A 22,746-nucleotide genomic window follows, 5' to 3' on the forward strand; every position below is an offset into this window, starting at 1 on the left:
ACCAGTAAGGCCAGACCAACAAAAAAAGCCCTTCGTCTCAAAGGACGAAAGGCCTGGCTCTCGTGGTACCACCTTTGTTTCGCTACCTGTACTTCCTTGCGATTATATTGAAAATACGCATCAGATAACGACACTCTAAGACAGATAACGGCTGCTACCGGTCCATTCTATACCTGTTACTGCTGCCGATCTCGGGGATCGGACAAGCCTGGTCTCAAATGAACAACTCCCGGACGACTTCGACGTATCGCATCCTACAGAACCTCTCAGCGCAGCAGTTCCGCTCTCTAAAGGCCGATCATGTCTACTATTTCCGTTCACAGTTTTTGAACTAATTTTCACTCAACATCATAACTTGTAGACGTGGCAAAGTCAATAAAAAAGCTGACATCCAGCGTATGCCTGCCGAATGCCAGCCTGTCTGTATTTACTTTAAATCAAAAGCAGCCCGCCTGTAACTGCAAGGCGTCATTACTCCTGTCCAATCAGCTTGAGGCTCTCAGCCAGCTGCAGCATATCCGATGGCCAGGGATCATCCACGACCGTCTCTTCACCCGTCCACGGATGGACAAAAGCAAGCTGTTCGCCATGCAGTGCCTGGCGATCCAGCAGATCGCTACGACCACCATATAATGCGTCACCGATCAGCGGATGCCCCATATAGCTCATATGGACACGGATCTGATGCGTCCGTCCGGTCTCCAGCTTCAGCTTGACCAGACTGGCGGCTTTGGTACCAGCTACCTTTTCCACAAAAGTAACGGCAGATTGTCCACCCGGTGATACCCGGCGGCGCTGCTTGTGATGACGGTCCTTGCCAATCGGTTCATCGATTATTGTCAGCTGATCACTGACATTGCCCTGCACGAGTGCAGCGTAACGTCTGTCGATGAGCTTCTCCCGCATCTGCTCATCCATCAGGGAAAGGGCAAATTCGTTCTTGGCGTACAGTACCGGTCCGGTCGTGTCCTCATCCAGACGATGGACATGGCGTACGGCACAATCCTGGCCGGTACTCTCATAATGCGCAGCTACAGCATGGGCCAGCGTCACCCGTGTATCCTGCTGATCCGCAGGGTGTACAGCCATACCGGCCGGCTTGTGCACCACCAGGATGTAATCATCTTCATACAGAACTTCCACCGGATGATCATAACGCGGCTCAAATCCGTACTCGGCTGCCGGGAACAAACGCAGTCTGATGCGGTCGCCGGTTATTTTGATTTCTCCTTTGGAATGAAGCCTGCCCAGCAGTTTGACCGGGAAAGACTGGCTTTCCAGCCACTGCATCATCCGGGTATGACGCTGCTCGGTCTGCTGCAGATCAAGCTCACGGCCGGGCATGAGCTCCAGCCATTCACCGCGGCGCTCCGCAGCGGCTCGAATCGATTTGAAAGAAGGATTCCCGGTATTGGAACCATTGTGGTCGTCCATGGCAGGTGTCATCATTATAGCGACTTCATGACATCGCGGTGAACTGCGATCGTCTGCTCGATATCCTCATCGCTGTGCACACCGGATACGAACATGCCTTCAAATGGAGACGGTGCCACGCTGATGCCACGATCCAGCATCGCGCCAAAATAGCGTTTGAACATATCCATATCGCTCACTTTGGCGGTATCGTAATTGGTTACCGGTCCTTCTGTGAGGAACGGACAGACCATGGAGCCGACACGGTTAATCGTCAGCGGAATGCCTGCCTCGCGAGCGTTGGCTTCGAATCCTTCCTGCAGACGGGCAGATATCTGCTCCAGACGCGCATACACTTCCGGCGTCAGCAGGCTCAGTGTCGTATAACCGGCTGTCATCGCGAGTGGATTACCGCTGAGTGTACCTGCCTGATAAATAGGGCCTGTCGGCGCAATCTGCTCCATAATCTCGCGTTTGCCGCCATAAGCTCCAACCGGCAGACCGCCGCCAATTACTTTACCAAGGCAGGTCAGATCCGGAGTTACTCCATAACGTCCCTGGGCACAGTTCATATGCACGCGGAATCCGGTCATGACTTCATCAAAGATCAGCAGGCTGCCATACTGCGATGTCACTTCACGCAGACCTTCGAGGAATCCGGTTGCCGGAGGAACTACCCCCATATTGCCGGCTACCGGCTCAACGATAATACAGGCGATATCCTCGCCAAAACGTTCAAACGCCAGACGGACCGATTCCAGATCATTGTAAGGAACCGTCACCGTATTGGAAGCTACCGATTCCGGTACCCCCGGGCTATCCGGCAATCCCAGCGTAGCTACACCGGAACCGGCTTTGATCAGCAGGCTGTCGCCATGTCCATGGTAGGAGCCTTCAAATTTCAGAATTTTATCGCGCTTGGTGTAGCCGCGTGCCAGACGGATCGCGCTCATCGTCGCTTCCGTGCCGGAGCTTACCATACGCACGATATCAATCGACGGCACACGCTCGGCGACCAGCTTGGCCATACGCGTCTCAATCTCGGTCGGTGCGCCAAAGCTTGTGCCTTTTACCGTCGCTTCCTGCAGCGCACGAACGACGTCCGGATGAGCATGTCCCATAATGAGCGGACCCCAGGAGCCGACATAATCGATAAATACATTGCCATCGATATCATACAGACGGGAGCCTTCTCCACGATCCACATACACGGGCGTCAGACCTACCGTTTTAAAAGCGCGAACCGGACTGTTCACCCCGCCCGGAATATACTGTTTGGCTTCTTCAAAAGCTGTGCGCGAGCGTTCATCACGACGCACGGAGTTCATATTATTCATTGATCAAGCACCTCCATAAATGGTATCCAAATGATACAGACCTGGAGTACACCGGACAGACCGATGCACCGCTTCAGACTGTATTCATTTTCCCTGTCCCGTATATTTACCCGTCCTGTTCATGGGCAATCCCGAATGGACGGGTGAAATCGTCATTCTATTCTTCACGCAGCCAGCGTGCAACATCCTTGGAGAAATACGTAATGATCATATCTGCTCCGGCACGTTTGAAGCCCAGCATCATCTCGGTTACAATGCCGCGCTCGTCAATCCAGCCCTGCTGTGCGGCAGCTTTGACCATGGCATATTCACCACTGACATTATAAGCTACCAGCGGCAGATCAAAGTTCTCGCGCACCGCACGCAGTACATCCATATATGCCAGTGACGGTTTGACCATCAGCATATCGGCGCCTTCCTGTACATCGCTCTCCGCTTCCCGCAGCGCTTCACGTACATTGGCCGGGTCCATCTGATACGATTTGCGGTCACCGAACTGCGGAGCCGACTGGGCAGCTTCACGGAATGGACCGTAGAATGCGGAAGCGTATTTCACCGCATAGGACATAATCGGAATGTCCTGGAATCCCGCATCATCCAGAGCAGCGCGGATCGCATAGACGAATCCATCCATCATATTGGAAGGGGCAATAATATCCGCTCCTGCCTGTGCCTGGGAGACAGCCGTCTGAGCAAGCAGTACCAGCGACTCATCATTATCCACATCCGCATGGATATGACCGTCAATCTCATGACTGTGAACTACACCGCAGTGTCCGTGGTCAGTAAATTCACACAGGCAGGTATCGGCAATGACAACCAGCTGTGGATAGTTTTCCTTGATATAACGGATCGCCTGCTGCACAATGCCCTGTTCCGAATAGGCACCGGTACCGACGCTGTCCTTGGTCTCAGGCACACCGAATACCATAACTGCCGGAATACCCAGCTCGACGATCTCCTGAATCTCTTCACCGATGCGGTCCATGGAGAAGTTGTATACACCCGGCATTGAAGAGATTTCCTGCTTCACATTGGTACCGTAGGTTACAAATACCGGCTGGATAAAGTCGGTTTTATGCAGACGGGTTTCGCGGACCATGCTGCGGATAGCAGCGGTTTTGCGCAGACGACGGTGACGTGTAAAAGCTTGACTCATGATTATACTTCCTCTCTTGTTTATAAAATAAAGCCGACCTGCTCAAGCGGTGGTCGGCATACGCTATGTCGATCATCAATTATTGCGACTGAAGCGGGACACTGCCCGCATTCCAGCGGCATAAAATATCAATTAATCCATCCAGTGTGGACTGCTCCGCCATCAAGCCTACAGACAAGCCTGCCTGTTCGGCAGTCAGTGCGGTCTGCGGTCCGATGCAGGCAATGACCGAATGCTGCAACGTCTCCACCGGATTGTCGAAGCCCATTTTGCGCATCGCTGCCAGCAGATTCGTAACGGTCGATGAGCTGGTAAAAGTAACCGCATGGATCGCCTGTTCTTCAAACAGCTTGCGCAGCTCGATATCGTCTTCGCCGGTCATGACCGTCTCGTACGTATCGACTTCTGTCACATCCAGCTGCATCTGTCTCAGCGTATCCGGGAGCCAGGCGCGTGCCAGATCGCCGCGAGGCAGCAGAACACGTTGTCCGGCCTCCAGCTGGCCTTCCAGGCTCTCCAGCATGCCTTCAGCGTGGAATTTCTCTGGCAGGGCAACAGCCGTCAGACCGCGGCTGCGCAGAGCTCCCAGCGTAGCCGGACCTACGGCTGCCAGGCGGGCATGATGCAGTGAACGAATATCCTGTTCCTGCTCTTCCAGATGACGGAAGAAGTACTCCACCCCATTCACACTCGTAAAGAACACCCAGTCATACCGCTCCAGCTGTGAGAAAGCATGCGCAATCTGCTGGCGAGCCGGCTCCGAGGAAGGCATGACCGTCTCGATAACCGGGTATTCATAAGGCTCTCCGCCCAGTTCATCGATCCGGTCGACCAGTTCACTCGCCTGGCTGCGTGCACGTGTAACGAGAATTCGTTTGCCGAATAAAGGCAACCGTTCAGCCCACTGCATCCGCTCACGCTGATTCACCACTTCACCCACAACAATGACAGCCGGCGGTTTGAAATTGGCCTCTTCCACCTTGACTGCAATATCTTTGAGCGTGCCGACAAGCGTATCCTGCTCTGCCCGTGTTCCCCAGCGAACGAGGGCTACCGGTGTATCTTCTGGACGTCCATGACGGATCAGCTGTTCGCTGATATAGCCAATTTTGGCAACACCCATCATAAATACGAGTGTTCCCGTGGCGTTAGTTACCTTATCCCAGTGAATACTCTGATCCAGCTTATCCGGACTCTCGTGTCCGGTAATAATCGATACGGAAGAAGCATAATCCCGGTGCGTTACCGGAATGCCTGCATAAGCCGGAACAGCAATGGAAGAACTGATGCCCGGTACAATCTCGTACTCAATTCCATGCTGACGCAGTAGATCGGCTTCCTCGGCTACCCTGCCGAAGATCGTCGGGTCTCCGCCTTTTAGGCGCACGACCGTTTTGCCCTGCAGTGCCAGATCGACGAGCAGCTGGTTGATCTCTTCCTGCTTCATGGTATGACGATCAGGCAGCTTGCCTACATAGATCTTTTCCGCGCCCGGTTTGGCCTGCTTGAGCAGCCTCGGGCTTGCGAGTCGGTCATAGACGACCGCATCCGCCAAACCAATACATTCCCAGCCCCGAAGCGTAATCAGCTTTAGAGCTCCAGGACCTGCACCTACCAGATACACCTTGCCGGTCATTCTCTTCATCCCCCAACTTCTGCCAGAATCTTATCCGCTCCACGCAGAATCAACTGATCCGCCACTGCAAGCCCCAGCTCTACAGGATGAGTGCCCTGCAGCGTTTCTTTCAGTATTGTGCTGCCATCGGGTGAAGCTACCATCCCTGTTAATGACAATTGTATAATGTTTTGGTCTGCTTGAGAATCCGATGTCAGCACACGAACCGCATAGGCACCAATCGGTACCTGACAACCGCCATTCAGCTTGGCGAGAAACGTACGCTCTGCGGCTACCGTAAAGGCGGTCAGCTCATCATTATAGAGGGAGAGCAGCTGCAGCATATGCTCATCATCTGCACGGCACTCGATGCCCAGCGCCCCCTGCCCTACAGCAGGAAGACATATATCGGCAGGCAAATAGGCACTAATCCTGTCGGACCAGCCCATTCGTTCCAATCCGGCTGCTGCCAGCATGATCGCATCAAATCCTTCACTCTCCAGCTTGCGCAGCCGTGAATCGATATTGCCGCGAATGGATTCAATCTGCAGGTCAGGACGGTACGCCTTGAGTTGGCTCGCCCGGCGCAGACTGCTCGTACCCAGTTTGGCACCCAGCGGCAACTCATCCAATCCTCCACCATTACGGGTGATCAGACAGTCACGCGGGTCTACCCGCTTCGGAATGGCTCCATTGACCAGACCATCCGGCAATACAGACGGCATATCCTTCATACTGTGTACTGCCATATCGATCTCGCCATTCAGCAGAGCCTGTTCGATTTCTTTGACGAATAATCCTTTGCCGCCCACTTTGGAGAGGGTAACATCCAGAATCTGGTCACCCTTGGTAACGATTTTTTTGATCTCAAATTCGATTTCTATTCCATGCTGTCTGCCCAGCTCTGTCAAAGCATCAATTACATGTCCTGTCTGGGTCAGTGCAAGCGCACTCTGCCGACTGCCTACGATTATTTTGCGCATTAGGTTATCTCTCCCCGATGTTGTGCGATCCACTGTTCAATTCGGGATTCATCCCACCAGACAAACCGACCCTGCCGGATTTCTTCCAATATACTTAGATCGGAAGCCTGCTCCAGCAAATGTCTGCGTTGTTCGTGGTCCTGAATCGTCTCCTTGATCCGGTGACGCAAATAATAAAGAAATTCAATATAAGTCTCATATTCCTGACCAAAATGCCGGTCCAGTTCCCCTGCCAGTCGGCGTCCTACGACAGGTCCTGCTCCCGAGGTCGTAACCGAAGCGATCAGCCGTCCCCGTCGAATAACCATCGGATTGATAAATGTACTGGCTTCATGATGATCCGCCACATTGACCGGAATACCTTCATAACGCGCTTCATCCGCTACCTGACGGTTGATCTCCGTCTGCGCGGTCGCCGCATGAACGAGAAAATAACGCCTTTTCCCATTCTCGCTGGACGCTGCACCGCAGGAGACATCTCCCCGCTCATAATCACGGGCGATCCAGCGGATTCGATCCGATTGTGCCTGCTCCTGCAATTCGAGAGTCAGCTGCGGACTGATCAAGGTAATGATCGCTCCGCCCTGCAGCAGATTACGCGCTTTGCGCTCCGCCACCTTGCCACCGCCGACGATCAGGCAGTGCTGATTTCTACAGTCCAGCATTACAGGAACGTAGGGAATAATATCACTCATACGCCCACCCACTGGTGAAATGCCGACCATGTATTGGCCACAAAATTAAGAATAAATACGATATAACCGGCAATCGCCCATCTGGCCATAACGACCGCCGAGTAATTGCGCATATGCCGAGTGGCAAAATAGGCAATATACACACACAGGGCAAGGAGGGTAAATACGACTTTCAGGTCCAGCAGCAGCACATATCGTCCTTCTGCAAAAATAGACATTAATGCCACGATCAGTGATACGATCAGCAGTGGTGTACCGATAAGCATCGAAGTGTATGTATACCGCTCCATACTCTCCAGACTCGGCAGCCGGCGTACGGTGTTATCCCATTTCTTTTGCTTGAGCTTGCGGTGTAGAAATAAATACATCGCCGCAAATACCGCAGCCACCGTATAAAAGGCAAAACTCAGGTTCGCCAGTGCCACATGCAGAATCAGCAGACCATGCACCGTGTCCCAGCCCGAGGGCAGAGCCCCTTCGCCGGGAGAGTGCAGACGATTCTGAACCATAGCACAAAAGCCGATTACATTTAACAGCAATACGGCATAATCAGTCTTGAGCACCCTCTCTATAAAGAAGGAGATCAATATTAAAATAAAGGTCAGGAAAAAGAAAAAGTCATACGTTGAGAACAGCGGCAGCGTCTTCTCTTCGATCGTACGAATCGTAATGCTGGCCAGCTGAATAATAAACACGAAAACAAGAAACCCTGTGCCCGTCCGCTTCGCCCTCGGATTGCGACGTATGCAATCCGAGAAATAAAACAGAAGGCTCAGGGCGTATAAATAAATGATAATATCGTATAACAGGTTAAACAGCGTCAAAGCAAATCACCTGCCTATAGAATTGCGGGAGCAAAGGATGCCATGTTTCCTTCAGCAACCGGTGAATGGGATGGCACAGACGCCCGCTCAGGAGCAGACTTGATCTCTTTGGCCGGTTCTGCCAGAGATTGAGCCTGTTCTTCCAGTGCAAACAGACGAGTAAACAGTTCCACTGTTTCTGCACCGTTTTTCTCGGCAGCCATTTCCTTAACCCGGTTAATCGGCTCGTGATTCATCTGATTGACGATACTCTTGGTCAGACGGCTAATCACTTTGCGCTGTCTTTCATCCAGCTCAGGCAGCTTGTTAAACAGGCTTTCCAGTGTCTCCTCATGAATGCGGGCACCACGCTCCTGAAGGGCGCGGATAACCGGTTTGACACCGAGTGTTTTCAGCCATTGCTGGAACACTTCCATCTCTTCACGAATCATGCGTTCGATCTTGATCGCTTCGGCACGGCGCATTGCCATATTGCTCTCCACAATGCCTTCCAGATCATCAATATCATACAGGAACACATTGCTGATTTCACCAATCGCCGGGTCCAGATCGCGCGGAACCGCAATATCAATCATAAAGAGAGGACGCGACTTGCGCTGTTTCATGCTCTCTTTGATTGTACCCGGGTCCAGTACGTAACCCTGTGCGCCTGTGGAACTGATCAGAATATCCACTTCATGCAGACGATGAACCGCTTCTTCCATCGTACATGGTGTACCGTTAAATTTGTGAGCCAGTTCCTGAGCCCGCCCAAGTGTGCGGTTCGCCACGATCACTTCTGCCGCCCCATTCGCATACAGATGCTTGACCGTCAGCTCACTCATTTTACCTGCGCCCAGAATCATAATTACCTTGTTGTGGAAAGCACCAAAAATGCGCTTGCCCAGCTCTACGGCAGCATAACTGACCGATACGGCACTTTCACCGATCATGGTCTCCGAATGCGCGCGTTTGCCGAGCGTAACAGCTTGCTTGAACAACATATTGAACCATGTGCCCGTCGCCTTGTTTTCCTGAGCCAGCTGGAACGACCGTTTGACCTGTCCCAGAATCTGCGTCTCTCCCAGTACCATGGAATCCAGTCCACATGTTACCCGGAACAGATGGTCAATCGCCTGCTCATCTTCATATATATATAAATGCTGCGTAAATTCCTGACGGGAAATACCAAACCACTGCTCCATAAAGCTGCGGATAAAATGTCCACACATATGCAGACGGTCCAGTACAACATAGATTTCTGTACGGTTGCAAGTTGCTACAATGGTGCCTTCCAATACACTTTTGGTATCTTTAAGCTGCCGGAGAGCTTCCGGTAATTCTTCATCCGCAATGGCAAACCGTTCTCTTACTTCAACCGGTGCTGTGCGGTAGTTGAGTCCGACAACAATAATGTGCATTGCAAGTTCACCCACCTAGTCTAAAAGTTGTAACTTATCACTTTTCGTTCTTCACAATACGTTAATTATATCACAGCAAAAAGGGCAATTTCGCCGTCTTTATGAAATGTTTATGAAATCCCGACACATCTTCATGCATTATTAATCCAATGGATTGCCTGATCGTATTCGTTCATATAAAAGGTTGCCTACTGTACTATTTCGGCGACGTTCTTTTATTTCTTTAACCAATTCTGCATGCCGATATACCCAAATACTGTAGATAAACCGACCTGCATATAAAAAGGCATCCGATACACAGTACCAGATGCCTTTCATTTAAGCCGTATTCATTTTCATTCTTTGCCCGTTTAAAGCAAAGCCTTATTATCGATTAATCAGTTCGCTGGATTGCATCACTGGAGTCTCGACTTGCAGTTCTCCAAGACCACGAACCAGTTTTTTGGCATACGTTTTTTCAGGCTTTAGAACGGACACCAGGTAGTCGATCGCCAATTGTGGATCTACGGTCTCTCCGCAGGTATAACAGTCAATAGCCGCGAATCCTCTCTCAGGATACGTGTGAATCGAGAGGTGACTCTCCGACAACAAAACAAGCACTGTCGCCCCTTGTGGTTCAAATTGTTTGGATTGAACAGACATTACGGTTGCACCGCAAGCCTCAGCTGCTTCAACCATCTGAGCCTGCAAATATTCTGCACTGTTCAGCAAATCAAAATCTACACCCCAAGTATCAACAGCAACGTGTCTTCCGAAAGTTGAGTATTCCATCTTCCGGTTCCCCCTTCCTAGGAATAAAATGTTTGGAAATTTCATCCGCTAGGACCTACGTCATTCACTTCCCGAGGGAATAATCTCTCGCAACATTACCATGTCCTGAGTGAATCCTGGTTCCTATGTTATTTTCAACGAGATTAAAAATAACATCTATCGACACGAATTGCAAGCTTTTTTCAAATATTTTTGTGGGATGAGTAAGTCCATAAAAAAGCCCGGCTTTATGCGGTTTTACCCAATACGCCTGCCCGCCAATCATCATTGTTTTCCTTATACATAATAATGCATAAATATAAAAAGACCATTCATCGGCACGATGAATGGTCTATACGTATGGTTGCATATACAGATAACTGCTCAGGCTTCGAGGCTAAACAGCCGCTTCGCCTGAATCTGCAGCTCCCGGTCAATCTCCTCGTGAGGACCCGGGGAAGCATTCCGCTGATCCAGCAGCTGATCCACAATGCGGCGGACCAGTTCAATATCCGTCTCAATGGAGGTGGACTGCAGACGCGTCGTGAATTCCAGCGATATATTCTTTTGCTGGTAGATCACTTTCTCGCCTTCTGCCGTATGCTCGGTGATCCTCTGCACAACACCCTGTTCATAATCATATATCATTGTGAATCCATTATAGATCCGATTCACAATGCCTGAGCCTTTGAAGGCGACAAACAATTTACGAATCATATTTGTTAAATGCGGGTTTACCAAGCGGAAAGACAACTCACAGACATAGCTTCCTTCTTTGAGGTCAAAAGGTAAATGAACTTCCTCACCATTTCTGGTACCAAACACCACTTCCTGACTGCCATTATCGAGTACTTTTACCCGGTGATGGACATGGGGATCTTCGGCATAGTGGATAAACTGGGACATTTGATCTTTCGACAACTGTAAACTGGCTTTGATATACTCTGTGGCTAACCGCTGAGCCATAAAAATCTCCTCAATTCTATTGGCATTCCAATATATTCATTATTATACATCAATCATGAAAGGTATTGCCTGCCGCCCGGGTCAACAATTTCTAGCATATTTCAGAGAAAAACGGATTAAACGCCCTAAAGAACGGAAAAACGCCCTTGATGCTCCATTTTCCTCGCTAAATACCTTGTTTTGCGGGTTGATCTATGAGTTTATGGCTTACTGGGAAGGGATATCGTCTTCTTCATGTTCGTGGTGGTTGTCGCTATTCTCTTCGCTCGCAGACAAAGATTCCATTTCTTCCTCTTCCAACTCATCTTCATCGGTGGCAAAGGCATGACGTTCGATGATGGACCATAATTCTTCCTTACCCAGCCCTGTCTCCGATGAAAACATAACAAAATCGTCCTCCGGTACGAATCCCAGATCTTGCTTGACGATCTTCACGTGCTTATCCCACTTGCTGCGTGGAATTTTATCGGCTTTGGTCGCTACGACGCAGATGTTGCAGTCATAGTACTTGAGCCAGTCGTACATCATGATATCGTCTTTGGACGGCGCATGACGCAGATCGATGACGAGCAGTACCAGCTTGAGCGGCTCGCGCTCCAGCAGGTAGCGCTCAATCATTTTACCCCAGGCTTCGCGCTGGCTTTTGGATACTTTGGCATATCCGTAACCGGGGAAATCGACGAAGTACAGCATCTCATTGATCAGATAGTAGTTCAGATGCTGGGTCTTGCCGGGAGTGGCACTCGTACGTGCCAGATTTTTGCGGTTAATGAGACGGTTGGTCATGGAGGATTTGCCGACATTGGAACGTCCGGCCAGAGCAACCTCCGGCAGACCATCTTCCGGATACTGATCCGGACGTACGGCACTGATAATAAATTCTGCATTATTTACTTTCATAGGTTAGAAATCCCTTTCGTATATAAAATAAAATGAACGACGTGTGATGAAGCTCTGTTAGCGTTCGCTGACGGCCGTATCACAAATGTGCCCGTTACCTTCATATCTTGTTGCCTACCGAACTGATTCGCTTCTAGCCTAGTATATCATCTTTTGCGTTATTGCAGGCTTTCTTGTGTACAGTTATGAAGAGTACTCGTACGAACCGGGACGATGTATGGCTCAAATGGCTCCATCCAATATAAAAAGCGGCACCGCTCGCCGCTGTCTGGTGAGCGATGCCGCTATAATGAGATGATCAGGATCATCCTGCTGTTATGACACATTTGTGTTGATTGCCTGTCCCATCGATAGCAACTGCCCTGTGGATTGGTAACATTTCACGGTACTGAACCAATAATGGGTCTGATTATCGATCCGGTCATACAGGTGTGCGATTGCCGATAGGCCGGTACTCATTCAGGAGCATTTGCGAAGCAAGACCCGCTTATTAATGCAGCGTCGTCTCGCGCAAAAGTGCATGTTCCAGAACTTGATCCATCGTGGAGACCGGTACAAAAGTCAGTTCGTCCTTGATGCTGTCCGGGATGTCCTTGAGGTCACGTTCATTGTCCTGCGGCAGCAGAATCTTTTTGTAGCCGGCACGGTGTGCGGCCAGCGTCTTTTCCTTGAGTCCGCCAATCGGCAGGACCCGGCCGCGCAGGGTAATCTCGCCGGTCATGGCGACTTCCTTGGACACATAGCGTCCAGTCAGCGCAGAGATCAGTGCGGTGGCAATCGTAATACCTGCAGAAGGGCCGTCTTTGGGGATGGCTCCTTCCGGAATATGAATATGAATATCATTTTTCTCATAAAAGTCTGCCGGAATATCCAGTTCATCCGCTTTGGAGCGGGTATAGCTAAATGCCGCCTGGGCGGATTCCTTCATAACATCACCGAGCTTACCGGTGAGCATCAGCTTGCCGCTGCCGGGCACGACAGTCACTTCAATCGTCAGCGTCTCACCGCCCACTTCGGTCCAGGCCAGTCCGGTTACGCTGCCGATCTGGTCTTCTTTCTCAACCAGTCCATAGCGGAACTTCGGTACACCGAGATAATCTTTGATATCCTCCGGTGTAATCGTTACCTTTTCGAGCTCATCGGAGACGATCGCCCGGGCGGCCTTGCGGCATAGCGCAGCAATCTGCTGTTCCAGATTACGCACACCTGATTCACGGGTATATTCACGAACCACTTTAAGAAGAGTGTCTTCGCCAACTTCCAATTGCTCTGTGGTCAGACCATGCTCTCCGGTCTGCTTGGGCAGCAGGTACTGTCTGCCAATCTGCAGTTTCTCCAGTTCGGTATAACCCGGAATATACAGCATCTCCATACGATCCAGCAGTGGACGCGGGATGCTCTGTACACTGTTGGCTGTCGTCACGAACATGACATTCGACAGGTCGAACGGCACCTCGACAAAATGGTCGCTAAACGTATTGTTCTGTTCGGGATCCAGCACTTCCAGCAGCGCCGCCGACGGATCGCCGCGGAAATCGGATGCCATCTTGTCGATCTCATCCAGCAGGAATACCGGATTCATGCTGCCGGCATTGCGCATACCCTGGATAATACGGCCCGGCATCGCGCCCACATACGTACGGCGGTGACCGCGGATCTCCGCTTCATCGCGTACGCCGCCCAGCGAGATGCGTACAAACTCGCGTCCCAGCGACTTGGCGATAGAGCGTGCCAGTGAAGTTTTACCCACCCCTGGCGGACCGACGAGGCAGAGGATGGGTCCTTTGAGCTTTTTGACCAGCTTCTGCACAGCCAGATATTCCAGTACCCGTTCTTTGGGCTTGTCGAGACCATAATGGTCTTCATTCAGAATTCGCTCGGCATGATGGAGATCCAGATCATCGGTGGTGCGTTTATCCCATGGCAGGCTGAGCAGCCAATCCAGATAGTTGCGGATAATGCCACCTTCTGCAGAGTTGGCCGGTGTTTTCTCCAGTCGGTCGATCTCTTTCTCGATCTTCTCCTGTATTTTCTCCGGTACAGTCAGTTCAGCCAGCTGCTGACGCAGCTCTTCGGCTTCGCCTGCCCGGCCTTCCTTTTCACCCAATTCTTTCTGGATCGCCTTCATTTGTTCACGCAGATAGTATTCACGCTGCGTTTTTTCCATCTGCTTTTTGACACGCTGGCTGATTTTGCGTTCAAGCTCCAGCACTTCACGTTCATTATGCAAAATATCCAGCAGACGTTCCAGACGTACATGTACATCGATCGCTTCCAGGATATGCTGCTTGTCCTTAATTTTGATCACCAGATGACTCGTAATGACGTCAGCCAGACGACCCGGCTCCTCAATATCCGACACGGCTGCCATGGTCTCCGGAGTGACTTTTTTGGACAGATTAATATAGTGTTCAAATTCGGTCAGCACCGTGCGCATGAGTGCATGAACTTCAGGATCGTTGTTCTCTTCCTCAGGCAGTTCTCTTGCCTGTACTTCGTAGTATTCTTCATTGTCCGTATATTCAATCACTTCAGCACGTTCCAGACCTTCTACCAGCACACGCATGGTGCCGTTGGGCAGCTTGAGCATCTGACGTACCTTGGCAATCGTACCTATTTTGAAAATCTCATCCTGACTCGGTTCTTCGATATTAACCTCCGATTGGGAGCAGAGCAGAATCAGGTTATCATCGACCATCGCCTTTTCTAAGGCCTTCACGGATTTATCCCGCCCTACATCCAGATGGAGTACCATACTTGGATACACGAGCAGTCCTCTTAAAGGCAGCAAAGGAAAACGACGTGCCTTATGTTTATGTGGTCCCATCGCTTTCGTACCTCCTATAATTAGTGCGTATCATACTGCCTATATCATTCCTAAGTTTAACAAATATCCTGTCGAAACACCAATGACAGGCAATCCAAACTGAAAAAAGATACTGATAGAAGCAACTCTCTTCTATCAGTATCTTTACAAGAATCTGCCGACCCTGTGATCGGCAGTCATCCTTTTATGCATCTATCTTTGTAACATTTAAAATTGCAGATAATATACAGCTATGAACACCATCATAGCCTGATGCACCAGGTAGCCTGGAGCATTTCACTGCTGCATGATGCCGGTCAGCCTTCTTGCGAATATTTACGGCTGGACTACAGGCGCATGACGTTCTTCGCGTCCCGGAATCTTGCCTGTCGCTTCAAAAGCTTCCACGATAGCATCGATTTCCTTCTTCAATTCAACGACCATATCGGCCTCAGGCACTTTACGGATCATTTTGCCGTAACGGAACAGCAGTCCTTCACCACGGGCACCGGCAATACCGATATCCGCTTCCTTGGCTTCACCAGGACCGTTAACCGCGCAGCCCAGTACAGATACCTTGATCGGTACTTTGAGCTTGGAGATATACTCTTCCACTTCATTGGCAATGGAGAATAGGTCGATATCCAGACGACCACAGGTCGGACAGGATACGAGTGTAGCTGCATTGGAAATCAGGCCGAATGTCTTCAGCAGCTCACGAGCTACTTTAACTTCCTCTACCGGGTCTGCACTCAGGGAGATACGTACTGTTGATCCGATCCCCATGGCCAGCAGTGCACCAATACCCGCCGAGCTCTTGATCGTACCGGAATGCAGTGTACCGGCTTCCGTGATCCCCAGATGCAGCGGATAAGGGATAACTTCTGCAGCTTTGGTGTAGGCTGCAATTGCCATTGGCACATCCGAAGCTTTGAGGGATACGATAATATCATGGAAATCAAGCTCTTCCAGAATACCGATATGGAACAGTGCGCTCTCTACCATGGCTTCCGGTGTCGGATAACCGTATTTTTCCAGCAGATGGTTTTCCAGTGAACCGGCATTCACGCCGATGCGAATAGGTATATTTTTTTCTTTGCAGGCACGAACAACCGCTTCGACTTTTTCACGTTTACCGATATTACCCGGATTGATCCGCACTTTGTCGATACCGTTCTCAATCGCCAGCAGAGCAAGCTTATGGTTGAAATGGATATCGGCAACAAGTGGAATATGGATGCGCTTTTTGATCTCTTTAATCGCGGCAGCCGCTTCTTCATTGTTAACCGTTACGCGAACCAGCTGACAGCCGGCTTCTTCCAGACGAAGAATCTCAGCTACAGTCGCTTCCACATCTGCAGTCTTGGTCGTGCACATACTCTGGATCAGAACTTCATTGTTGCCTCCAATAGTCAGGTCGCCAACTTTGACAGGTCTAGTGTTTTCTCTCAAAAACATGGTTTCTTCTCCCTTGCATTTGGGCTTAACCGCAAACCAGCCTTTATCCTGCAAAAAAAAGGAAAAAGGCCGGCGCGATATGATTTATACATGATGGAAGTTAGCCGGGCAGGGTGACATCAGACAGTTACTGATGCCATCCACTCCCTTTGATCAGGCGCTTTCTTCCTGCTTTTTATCTTTACCGGTCTGGAGCTCAGGTACAACTTTGCTCTCTACCACTTGTTCTGTAATGACGCATTTGGTTACATCATCACGGGAAGGTACTTCGTACATCACATCAAGCATAATGCCTTCGATGATGGCACGCAGACCACGGGCACCCGTATTGCGTTTGATCGCTTCACGAGCAATGGCTTGCAGGGCATCCGGTTCGAATACGAGTTCCACATTGTCCATTTCCAGCATTTTGGAATACTGTTTGATCAATGCGTTTTTCGGTTCGGACAGAATGCGTACCAGTGTCTCTTCGTCCAGAGGTTCCAGAGCGGAGATAACCGGCAGACGTCCTACAAATTCCGGGATCAGACCGAACTTGAGCAGATCCTCAGGCAGTACCATACGCAGGTATTCGCCTGCTTTCAGGTCTTTTTGTCCCTGATTCTCGGAATTGAAACCAATCACTTTTTTACCGATACGGCGTTTGATGTATTGTTCCAGACCATCAAATGCACCACCGACGATAAACAGGATGTTGGTTGTATCGATTTGGATAAATTCCTGATGAGGATGCTTGCGGCCACCCTGTGGTGGAACGGAAGCTACAGTACCTTCCAGGATTTTGAGCAGTGCCTGCTGTACGCCTTCACCGGATACGTCGCGAGTGATGGAAGGATTCTCGGATTTGCGGGCTACTTTATCGATCTCATCGATATAGATAATGCCGCGTTCCGCTTTCTCCACATCATAGTCGGCAGCCTGGATCAGTTTGAGCAGAATGTTCTCAACGTCTTCACCGACATAACCTGCTTCGGTCAGGGACGTTGCATCCGCAATCGCAAACGGCACGTTCAAAATGCGGGCCATTGTTTGCGCCAGCAGTGTTTTACCGGAACCTGTCGGTCCTACGAGCATAATGTTACTTTTTTGAAGTTCAACGTCTTCAATTTTGCTCTGCGAGTTTACACGTTTGTAGTGGTTGTATACCGCTACGGAAAGGGATTTCTTCGCTTGATCCTGACCGATTACATACTGGTCAAGAATAGAACGGATCTCCTGTGGTTTCGGAATATCCTTGAGATCCAGCTCTTCTTCGTGACCGAGCTCTTCCTCAACAATCTCCGTGCACAGTTCGATACATTCATCACATATATATACACCAGGACCTGCTACAAGTTTGCGGACCTGATCCTGTGATTTGCCGCAAAAAGAACATTTAAGCTGTCCTTTTTCATCGTTGAATTTAAACATGTCTACACCCCTTCTTAGCTTGTGAGCGGACGAGTAATAACCTGATCGATCAATCCGTATGCCTTGGCTTCCTCAGCCTCCAGGAAATAGTCACGGTCCGTATCACGCTCAATTTTATCCAGCGTCTGGCCGGTACGCTCTACATAAATCTGATTTAACTTCTGACGCGTCTTGATGATCCATTCCGCGTGAATTTTCATGTCCGATGCCTGTCCGCTGATCCCGCCAAGAGGCTGGTGAATCATAACCTCACTGTTAGGCAGGGCGAAGCGTTTGCCGGGAGCACCTGCTGTTAGCAGCAGGGAGCCCATGCTGGCTGCCATACCCATACAGATCGTGGACACATCAGGCTTAACGAATTGCATTGTATCGTATATACCCATCCCTGCTGTGACAGAACCACCGGGAGAATTGATATACAAATGGATATCTTTTTCCGGATCTTCTGCAGCGAGGAATAATAATTGTGCAATGACAAGATTGGCTACATGGTCATCAATCGCCGTATTTAAAAATATGATACGGTCCTTGAGCAATCTTGAGTAAATATCATAAGATCTTTCGCCTCTACTGGTTTGTTCAACAACCATAGGTACCAGACTCATAGAACCAACCTCTTTCTTTTCAGGGAATATGACGACAGATATATATATTAGTACGAAAATACGAATACAGATTCTATTTTAACATGTACACTGCGTCATGTCATTTTTTCAAAGATGAATATTTGGAAAACATGCATCATATAATAATACCCTGCGTTTATGATGCCAAACGCTGAATGTAAGATATTTTGCTAAAGCAAAAATCACTTTTTTATTGGAACCAGGGTCGCGTTTATGGTGCCAAACGCTGAATGTAAGATATTTTGCTGAAGCAAAAATCACTTTTCTATTGGAAGCAGGGTCGCGTTTATAGTGCCAAACGCTTTAGATAAGGAAAAATAAGGCACGTCATTAATACGTGCCTTATTTGAAATGGTTGCAAAAATGCAACGCGGTTATGAAATTGTGAAATTACGCCTGTTCAGCTGCTGCTTCTACTTCTTTGCTGCTGTCTACCAGCAGTTCGATTGTTTTGCGCAGTTTGATTTCTTCGGACAGGCTAGCCAGAGAACCGTTCGCGGACAGGATGCTGCGAACTTCTTCAGCGCTGCGTTGGAACTGGGAAGCCATTTTCTCCAGTTCAGCTGTTACTTCGTCTTCGGAAACTTCGATGTTCTCTTCTTTGGCGATTTGCTCCAGAACAAGGTTGTTACGAACACGTTTGGAAGCTTCTTCTTTCATTTGCTCTTTGAGATCGTCTGTTGTCTGGCCGGAGAAGCTGGAGTACATGTCCAGGTTCATGCCCTGTTGACGAAGACGGTTGTCGAAGTCGCGAACCATGTTGTCGGTCTCGGAGCTAACCATAGCATCCGGGATTTCGATTTCAGCGTTTTCAGCTGCTTTTTCTACAACTGCCGCTTCTTTGGCTGCTTTTACTTCGTTTTCTTTGCGGGAAGCGATTTGCTCTTTCAGATCAGCTTTGAACTCGTCCAGTGTATCGAATTCGCTAACGTCTTTGGCAAACTCATCATCCAGCTCAGGCAGGTTTTTGCGTTTGATTTCATGCAGTTTTACTTTGAACACGGCTTCTTTGCCAGCCAGTTCAGTTGCATGGTAGTTCTCAGGGAAAGTAACTGTTACATCCTTGAAGTCACCAGTAGCCATACCCACTACCTGCTCTTCAAAGCCAGGGATGAAGGAGTTGGAACCCAGTTCCAGGGAATAACGCTCTGCTTGTCCGCCTTCAAATGGAGTACCATCTACGAATCCTTCGAAGTCGATGGATACGGTATCGCCATTCTCGGCAGCGCCTTCTTCAACTACGGACAGTTCAGCATGACGCTGTTGCAGACGCTCCAGCTCGCTGTTGATGTCTTCGTCGGTTACTTCTACTTTGGATACCGGAACTTCCAGTCCTTTGTAGTCGCCCAGTTTTACTTCTGGTTTTACAGTAACTTTGGCTTTGAATTTGAATGGTTGGCCTTTTTCGAACTGCTCGATTTCGATTTCAGGACGGTCAACCGGGAAGATGTCAGTCTCATCGATTGCTTCGGAGTATGCTTCCGGCAGCAGGATGTCGATTGCATCATTGTACAGGCTCTCTACGCCAAAACGCGCTTCGAAGATAGACCGTGGTACTTTACCTTTACGGAAACCTGGTACACTTACAGTTTTGCCTACTTTATTAAAAGCTTTATCGATTGCTGCGCTTACACGCTCAGCAGATACTTCTACTTCAAGAACGCCAAGGTTCTTTTCTGTTTTTTCCCATTTTGCTGTCATTTCAAGAATTCCCCTCCAAAAAATATTAACATGAATTGATTATTGAAATTATATACATTTCACGTGCAGAATAACCACTATAGTATATACAACAATTCATGTTTTATCAAGTTTGTTTCTGCACTGTGCCCGGATGTTCAGCACATGGCTGTTCAGCGGGGCATCTGGCTGGCTACAAACTGGTGAATCGCGCGGTAAGCCTGTTCGTAACGGAAGCGGATGCTGTCCGTTACTCCGTACATGCTGCGCGTCTCTTCTTCGTTGCTGCTGCCTTCAAGCGTCTCTGCCACCGTGTGATGCAGCGCAGCCGCCCAGATATCAATCTCCGCATCATCACCGCGTGTGATCCAGATATAATTCTGCGTTCCATAGATGCTCATAATGAACTGGGTCCAGAGCTCCTGGGCAAAGTAAAACAGATTCGGTGCGCTGATCTCGGCCTTGTCGGATACGCGCTCCAGAATCTGGATGATGGTCAGCGGAAACTCTGTCGGGTCCAGCGGGACAGTCCCCACCTCGATATCCACCCGTTCATGCTGATGCATAAAGGACACCGTTCCACGATAACCGCGGCGGCGCAGCGTCTGCAAAATACGGAACTGGATCAGCGGATGAATCTGGTGATCGTCCTGCAGCCAGTCGATCAGGCGCTGTTCGATATCCGGCTGCTCCAGATAAGACAACTGCTCCAGCGCCAGCAGCGTACGTTCCGTTACCGGACGCTCCATTGCTGTCTTGAGCAGCTTTTCTTCATATAAACGGTCTTCAGATTGCTTCAGCCGGATGCGGTCACGCATAATCTGCTCATTGTTGGCAGCAGAATCTTCCTCTTCGCCGGCACCCTGGCCTTCGAAACGGTCATGCGCAGCCTCCGGGAACGTTGTGCGCAGCCATCCGAGCAGCGACTCCCATTCTTCCAGCTGGCGCTGATCCTGGCCCTGGCACTGCAGCAAAAACTCCAGCAGTTCCATGGCTTCATGATAGCGCTCCGTTTCAAGCATATTGGTCAATTCAACCTGATAATAGTCGAGTGTCTTGGGAAACAGGACTACATTCCGATTGTTGTCTGTATGTGAATTCGTTGAATCAGCGATAACGGCACCTCCTACATTCATCACATGGTTTGTGATTTTATGATTATAGCACAGCTTGTGCATGGCTCAAAAACGCTGCTGCTTCCTACTATAATGTATATAAACCATATCTACCGATACGACCAGAGGGAAGCATAATTCTTATATGGACGCTCTTAAGGTGTACGAGCACACAGAGATTTATTTCTCTCCGACATACTGAAGATACAGGCGGAGAAGCAGTCGCGCATTAATTTTGCTTGCCTTCCAGCTTGGTTCATGATATTATATTTTTGTTGCGCTTGAAATATTGAATATTTGTCCCAGTAGCTCAGCCGGATAGAGCAACGGCCTTCTAAGCCGTCGGTCGGGGGTTCGAATCCCTCCTGGGACGTAATGAAATGAAAAGAAGCCAATCACCTGCTTATGGTGATTGGCTTCTTTTTTTGATTTACAGGTACGTTTGATTTTGAGGTCGTTTTCTTGATGGTAGATAGACCGGGGTTTACAGAATCTCTTCCTGGCTGGAAGAAGTCGTATTTTTCTCAAGCGGGTAATACATATCCCATTTGTCCCGGATGCGAGTCATTAGCTCCATCACATCGGTAGTCAGTCTCATCGTATGCTCTTCCTGCTCTCCGCGTACACAGCGATTCATGTATTCCACTTCGTAAGCGAGTGCCTGACTGGAAGATCCGGACTGAATGGTCTCTGTACGGCCATCGGTATAATGGACAATCGCCTGATCGGCACGGGAGAATTCCTTCACCTCGATATACCCTTTTTCACATCCGATCATGCCAGACCGGGGAATGGATGCGTTCAGCGCGAGGGAGACAGCAGCCAGTTCCCGCCGGTTCGTTTTGAGAATAGTGGTGGATTGTGTATCTACGCCGGTTGGAGCCTTTTCCACACTGGTCAAAATCTGTTCCAGTTCGCCCGACAAAAAGCAGCGTACAAATGACAGGGCATAGACTCCCATATCCAGCAATGCGCCCCCGGCCAGTTCAGGATTATAGAATCGGTTGCTTGGATCGTATTTCTTGGGATCGCCCATCGACACATTGATCATTTTGATGGCACCGAGACGGCCGCTTTCCATAAATCTACGCAGCTCCCGATAGAGCGGCATATGGTAAATGGTCATCGCTTCCGCAAGCACCAGCTTTTTCTCCTCTGCCAGTGTCCGGATCTCCTGCAATTCCCTGCTGTTCACTGTAATCGCTTTCTCACAAAAAACATGCTTGTTGGCATGAAGACATTTCATCACGTAGCTATGATGGTTGCTGTGAGGAGTAGCTATATATATGATATCGATTGCCGGTTCGAGCAGCATCTGTTCAAAATCGTCATAAGCATGTTGTGCACCGCATTCGGTCGCAAATTCTCTGGCCCGTTTCATCTCACGTGAGCAGACGGCGAAGACATTGCCGTTTACCTGGCGAATCGCTGTCGCAAAATCATGTGCAATTTCTCCTGTGCCGACGACCGCCCAATTTAAACTGTTCATAGGCTTGCCTCCTTGTTGCTTCAGTCTTCCTTATTATTACCCGTTCCGGCAGCTCTCTTACCAGCAAACGCAAAAAGACGATCGCTCACCCTCCGGGCAAGCGTACCGTCTATGCAAATA

18 protein-coding genes, 1 tRNA gene and 1 other annotated feature are annotated in these 22,746 nt (G+C 49.6%); of the genes, 1 reads left to right on the forward strand and 18 read right to left on the reverse strand.

Annotation, left to right across the window (positions count from 1 at the left end; translation table 11 throughout):
• Window positions 1–37: 37 nt before the first annotated feature.
• Window positions 38–330 (reverse strand) — a binding site (T-box leader).
• 141 nt (window positions 331–471) lie between these two features.
• The 17 genes from WH45_RS17425 to WH45_RS17510 all read right to left on the reverse strand — a co-directional run bounded on the left by WH45_RS17425 (window position 472) and on the right by WH45_RS17510 (window position 21,158).
• The gene (locus WH45_RS17425; protein WP_046215882.1) at window positions 472–1,446 is read right to left on the reverse strand and encodes an RluA family pseudouridine synthase; all 975 of its coding nucleotides are present in this window, start codon (window positions 1,444–1,446) and stop codon (window positions 472–474) included.
• A 2-nt stretch (window positions 1,447–1,448) separates the two neighbouring features.
• Entirely contained in the window at window positions 1,449–2,750 is a 1,302-nt protein-coding gene (gene hemL, locus WH45_RS17430) for a glutamate-1-semialdehyde 2,1-aminomutase (protein WP_046215716.1), read from the reverse strand.
• Between the two features lie 157 nt (window positions 2,751–2,907).
• A complete protein-coding gene (gene hemB / locus WH45_RS17435; protein ID WP_046215717.1) occupies window positions 2,908–3,909 on the reverse strand; it encodes a porphobilinogen synthase in 1,002 nt (333 codons plus the stop codon).
• 79 nt (window positions 3,910–3,988) lie between these two features.
• The gene (cobA, locus tag WH45_RS17440) at window positions 3,989–5,545 is read right to left on the reverse strand and encodes a uroporphyrinogen-III C-methyltransferase (protein ID WP_046215718.1); all 1,557 of its coding nucleotides are present in this window, start codon (window positions 5,543–5,545) and stop codon (window positions 3,989–3,991) included.
• 5 nt (window positions 5,546–5,550) lie between these two features.
• Window positions 5,551–6,507 carry a hydroxymethylbilane synthase gene (gene hemC, locus WH45_RS17445; RefSeq protein WP_046215719.1) on the reverse strand — a complete coding sequence of 319 codons (957 nt, stop codon included), beginning with the start codon at window positions 6,505–6,507 and terminating at the stop codon, window positions 5,551–5,553.
• Window positions 6,507–7,202 (reverse strand): precorrin-2 dehydrogenase/sirohydrochlorin ferrochelatase family protein, encoded by a 696-nt coding sequence (locus WH45_RS17450; RefSeq protein ID WP_046215720.1) that lies wholly within the window; start codon window positions 7,200–7,202, stop codon window positions 6,507–6,509. Before WH45_RS17450 ends, hemC begins: the two co-directional genes overlap by 1 nt.
• On the reverse strand, window positions 7,199–8,026 hold the full coding sequence (locus WH45_RS17455) for a cytochrome C assembly family protein (RefSeq protein ID WP_046215721.1): 828 nt from the start codon (window positions 8,024–8,026) through the stop codon (window positions 7,199–7,201). The genes WH45_RS17450 and WH45_RS17455 overlap by 4 nt, the downstream gene beginning before the upstream one ends.
• A gap of 14 nt (window positions 8,027–8,040) precedes the next feature.
• Window positions 8,041–9,426, reverse strand: a complete 1,386-nt coding sequence (gene hemA / locus WH45_RS17460; RefSeq protein ID WP_046215722.1) for a glutamyl-tRNA reductase — start codon at window positions 9,424–9,426, stop codon at window positions 8,041–8,043.
• 366 nt (window positions 9,427–9,792) lie between these two features.
• A complete protein-coding gene (gene speD / locus WH45_RS17465) occupies window positions 9,793–10,197 on the reverse strand; it encodes an adenosylmethionine decarboxylase (RefSeq protein ID WP_017814088.1) in 405 nt (134 codons plus the stop codon).
• Window positions 10,198–10,560: 363 nt separating this feature from the next.
• Window positions 10,561–11,142: a hypothetical protein gene (locus WH45_RS17475; RefSeq protein ID WP_046215724.1), complete on the reverse strand. Its 582-nt coding sequence runs from the start codon at window positions 11,140–11,142 to the stop codon at window positions 10,561–10,563.
• Between the two features lie 207 nt (window positions 11,143–11,349).
• Entirely contained in the window at window positions 11,350–12,042 is a 693-nt protein-coding gene (gene yihA / locus WH45_RS17480) for a ribosome biogenesis GTP-binding protein YihA/YsxC (protein ID WP_046215725.1), read from the reverse strand.
• Window positions 12,043–12,532: 490 nt separating this feature from the next.
• The gene (lon, locus tag WH45_RS17485) at window positions 12,533–14,869 is read right to left on the reverse strand and encodes an endopeptidase La (RefSeq protein ID WP_046215726.1); all 2,337 of its coding nucleotides are present in this window, start codon (window positions 14,867–14,869) and stop codon (window positions 12,533–12,535) included.
• A gap of 315 nt (window positions 14,870–15,184) precedes the next feature.
• Window positions 15,185–16,306, reverse strand: coding sequence for a flavodoxin-dependent (E)-4-hydroxy-3-methylbut-2-enyl-diphosphate synthase (gene ispG, locus WH45_RS17490; RefSeq protein WP_046215727.1), 1,122 nt, complete (start codon window positions 16,304–16,306; stop codon window positions 15,185–15,187).
• Between the two features lie 153 nt (window positions 16,307–16,459).
• Window positions 16,460–17,716, reverse strand: coding sequence for an ATP-dependent protease ATP-binding subunit ClpX (gene clpX / locus WH45_RS17495; RefSeq protein ID WP_046215728.1), 1,257 nt, complete (start codon window positions 17,714–17,716; stop codon window positions 16,460–16,462).
• Between the two features lie 14 nt (window positions 17,717–17,730).
• Complete coding sequence (gene clpP / locus WH45_RS17500) at window positions 17,731–18,321, reverse strand: ATP-dependent Clp endopeptidase proteolytic subunit ClpP (RefSeq protein WP_046215729.1); 591 nt, start codon at window positions 18,319–18,321, stop codon at window positions 17,731–17,733.
• A gap of 411 nt (window positions 18,322–18,732) precedes the next feature.
• Window positions 18,733–20,043 (reverse strand): trigger factor, encoded by a 1,311-nt coding sequence (gene tig, locus WH45_RS17505; RefSeq protein WP_046215730.1) that lies wholly within the window; start codon window positions 20,041–20,043, stop codon window positions 18,733–18,735.
• Window positions 20,044–20,195: 152 nt separating this feature from the next.
• Window positions 20,196–21,158 carry a hypothetical protein gene (locus WH45_RS17510; protein WP_046215883.1) on the reverse strand — a complete coding sequence of 321 codons (963 nt, stop codon included), beginning with the start codon at window positions 21,156–21,158 and terminating at the stop codon, window positions 20,196–20,198.
• 278 nt (window positions 21,159–21,436) lie between these two features.
• Here WH45_RS17510 and WH45_RS17515 point away from each other — a divergent pair.
• Window positions 21,437–21,510: transfer RNA gene (locus WH45_RS17515), tRNA-Arg, on the forward strand.
• A gap of 111 nt (window positions 21,511–21,621) precedes the next feature.
• Here WH45_RS17515 and WH45_RS17520 read toward each other — a convergent pair.
• Window positions 21,622–22,626, reverse strand: a complete 1,005-nt coding sequence (locus tag WH45_RS17520; protein WP_046215731.1) for a Gfo/Idh/MocA family protein — start codon at window positions 22,624–22,626, stop codon at window positions 21,622–21,624.
• Between the last annotated feature and the right edge of the window lie 120 nt (window positions 22,627–22,746).

This window comes from Paenibacillus wulumuqiensis (assembly GCF_000971965.1).
Lineage (GTDB): Bacteria > Bacillota > Bacilli > Paenibacillales > Paenibacillaceae > Saccharibacillus > Saccharibacillus wulumuqiensis.

Bases quoted from the DNA above. Each gene is read 5' to 3' on its own strand.
- hemC (WP_046215719.1), bottom strand. From the start codon at position 6,507: ATGCGCAAAATAATCGTAGGCAGTCGGCAGAGTGCGCTTGCACTGACC.
- WH45_RS17510 (WP_046215883.1), bottom strand. From the start codon at position 21,158: ATGAATGTAGGAGGTGCCGTTATCGCTGATTCAACGAATTCACATACA.
- WH45_RS17425 (WP_046215882.1), bottom strand. From the start codon at position 1,446: ATGACACCTGCCATGGACGACCACAATGGTTCCAATACCGGGAATCCT.
- WH45_RS17475 (WP_046215724.1), bottom strand. From the start codon at position 11,142: ATGGCTCAGCGGTTAGCCACAGAGTATATCAAAGCCAGTTTACAGTTG.
- tig (WP_046215730.1), bottom strand. From the start codon at position 20,043: ATGACAGCAAAATGGGAAAAAACAGAAAAGAACCTTGGCGTTCTTGAA.
- hemB (WP_046215717.1), bottom strand. From the start codon at position 3,909: ATGAGTCAAGCTTTTACACGTCACCGTCGTCTGCGCAAAACCGCTGCT.
- lon (WP_046215726.1), bottom strand. From the start codon at position 14,869: ATGGGACCACATAAACATAAGGCACGTCGTTTTCCTTTGCTGCCTTTA.
- ispG (WP_046215727.1), bottom strand. From the start codon at position 16,306: ATGTTTTTGAGAGAAAACACTAGACCTGTCAAAGTTGGCGACCTGACT.
- cobA (WP_046215718.1), bottom strand. From the start codon at position 5,545: ATGACCGGCAAGGTGTATCTGGTAGGTGCAGGTCCTGGAGCTCTAAAG.
- clpP (WP_046215729.1), bottom strand. From the start codon at position 18,321: ATGAGTCTGGTACCTATGGTTGTTGAACAAACCAGTAGAGGCGAAAGA.
- yihA (WP_046215725.1), bottom strand. From the start codon at position 12,042: ATGAAAGTAAATAATGCAGAATTTATTATCAGTGCCGTACGTCCGGAT.
- clpX (WP_046215728.1), bottom strand. From the start codon at position 17,716: ATGTTTAAATTCAACGATGAAAAAGGACAGCTTAAATGTTCTTTTTGC.
- speD (WP_017814088.1), bottom strand. From the start codon at position 10,197: ATGGAATACTCAACTTTCGGAAGACACGTTGCTGTTGATACTTGGGGT.
- WH45_RS17450 (WP_046215720.1), bottom strand. From the start codon at position 7,202: ATGAGTGATATTATTCCCTACGTTCCTGTAATGCTGGACTGTAGAAAT.
- hemA (WP_046215722.1), bottom strand. From the start codon at position 9,426: ATGCACATTATTGTTGTCGGACTCAACTACCGCACAGCACCGGTTGAA.
- hemL (WP_046215716.1), bottom strand. From the start codon at position 2,750: ATGAATAATATGAACTCCGTGCGTCGTGATGAACGCTCGCGCACAGCT.
- WH45_RS17520 (WP_046215731.1), bottom strand. From the start codon at position 22,626: ATGAACAGTTTAAATTGGGCGGTCGTCGGCACAGGAGAAATTGCACAT.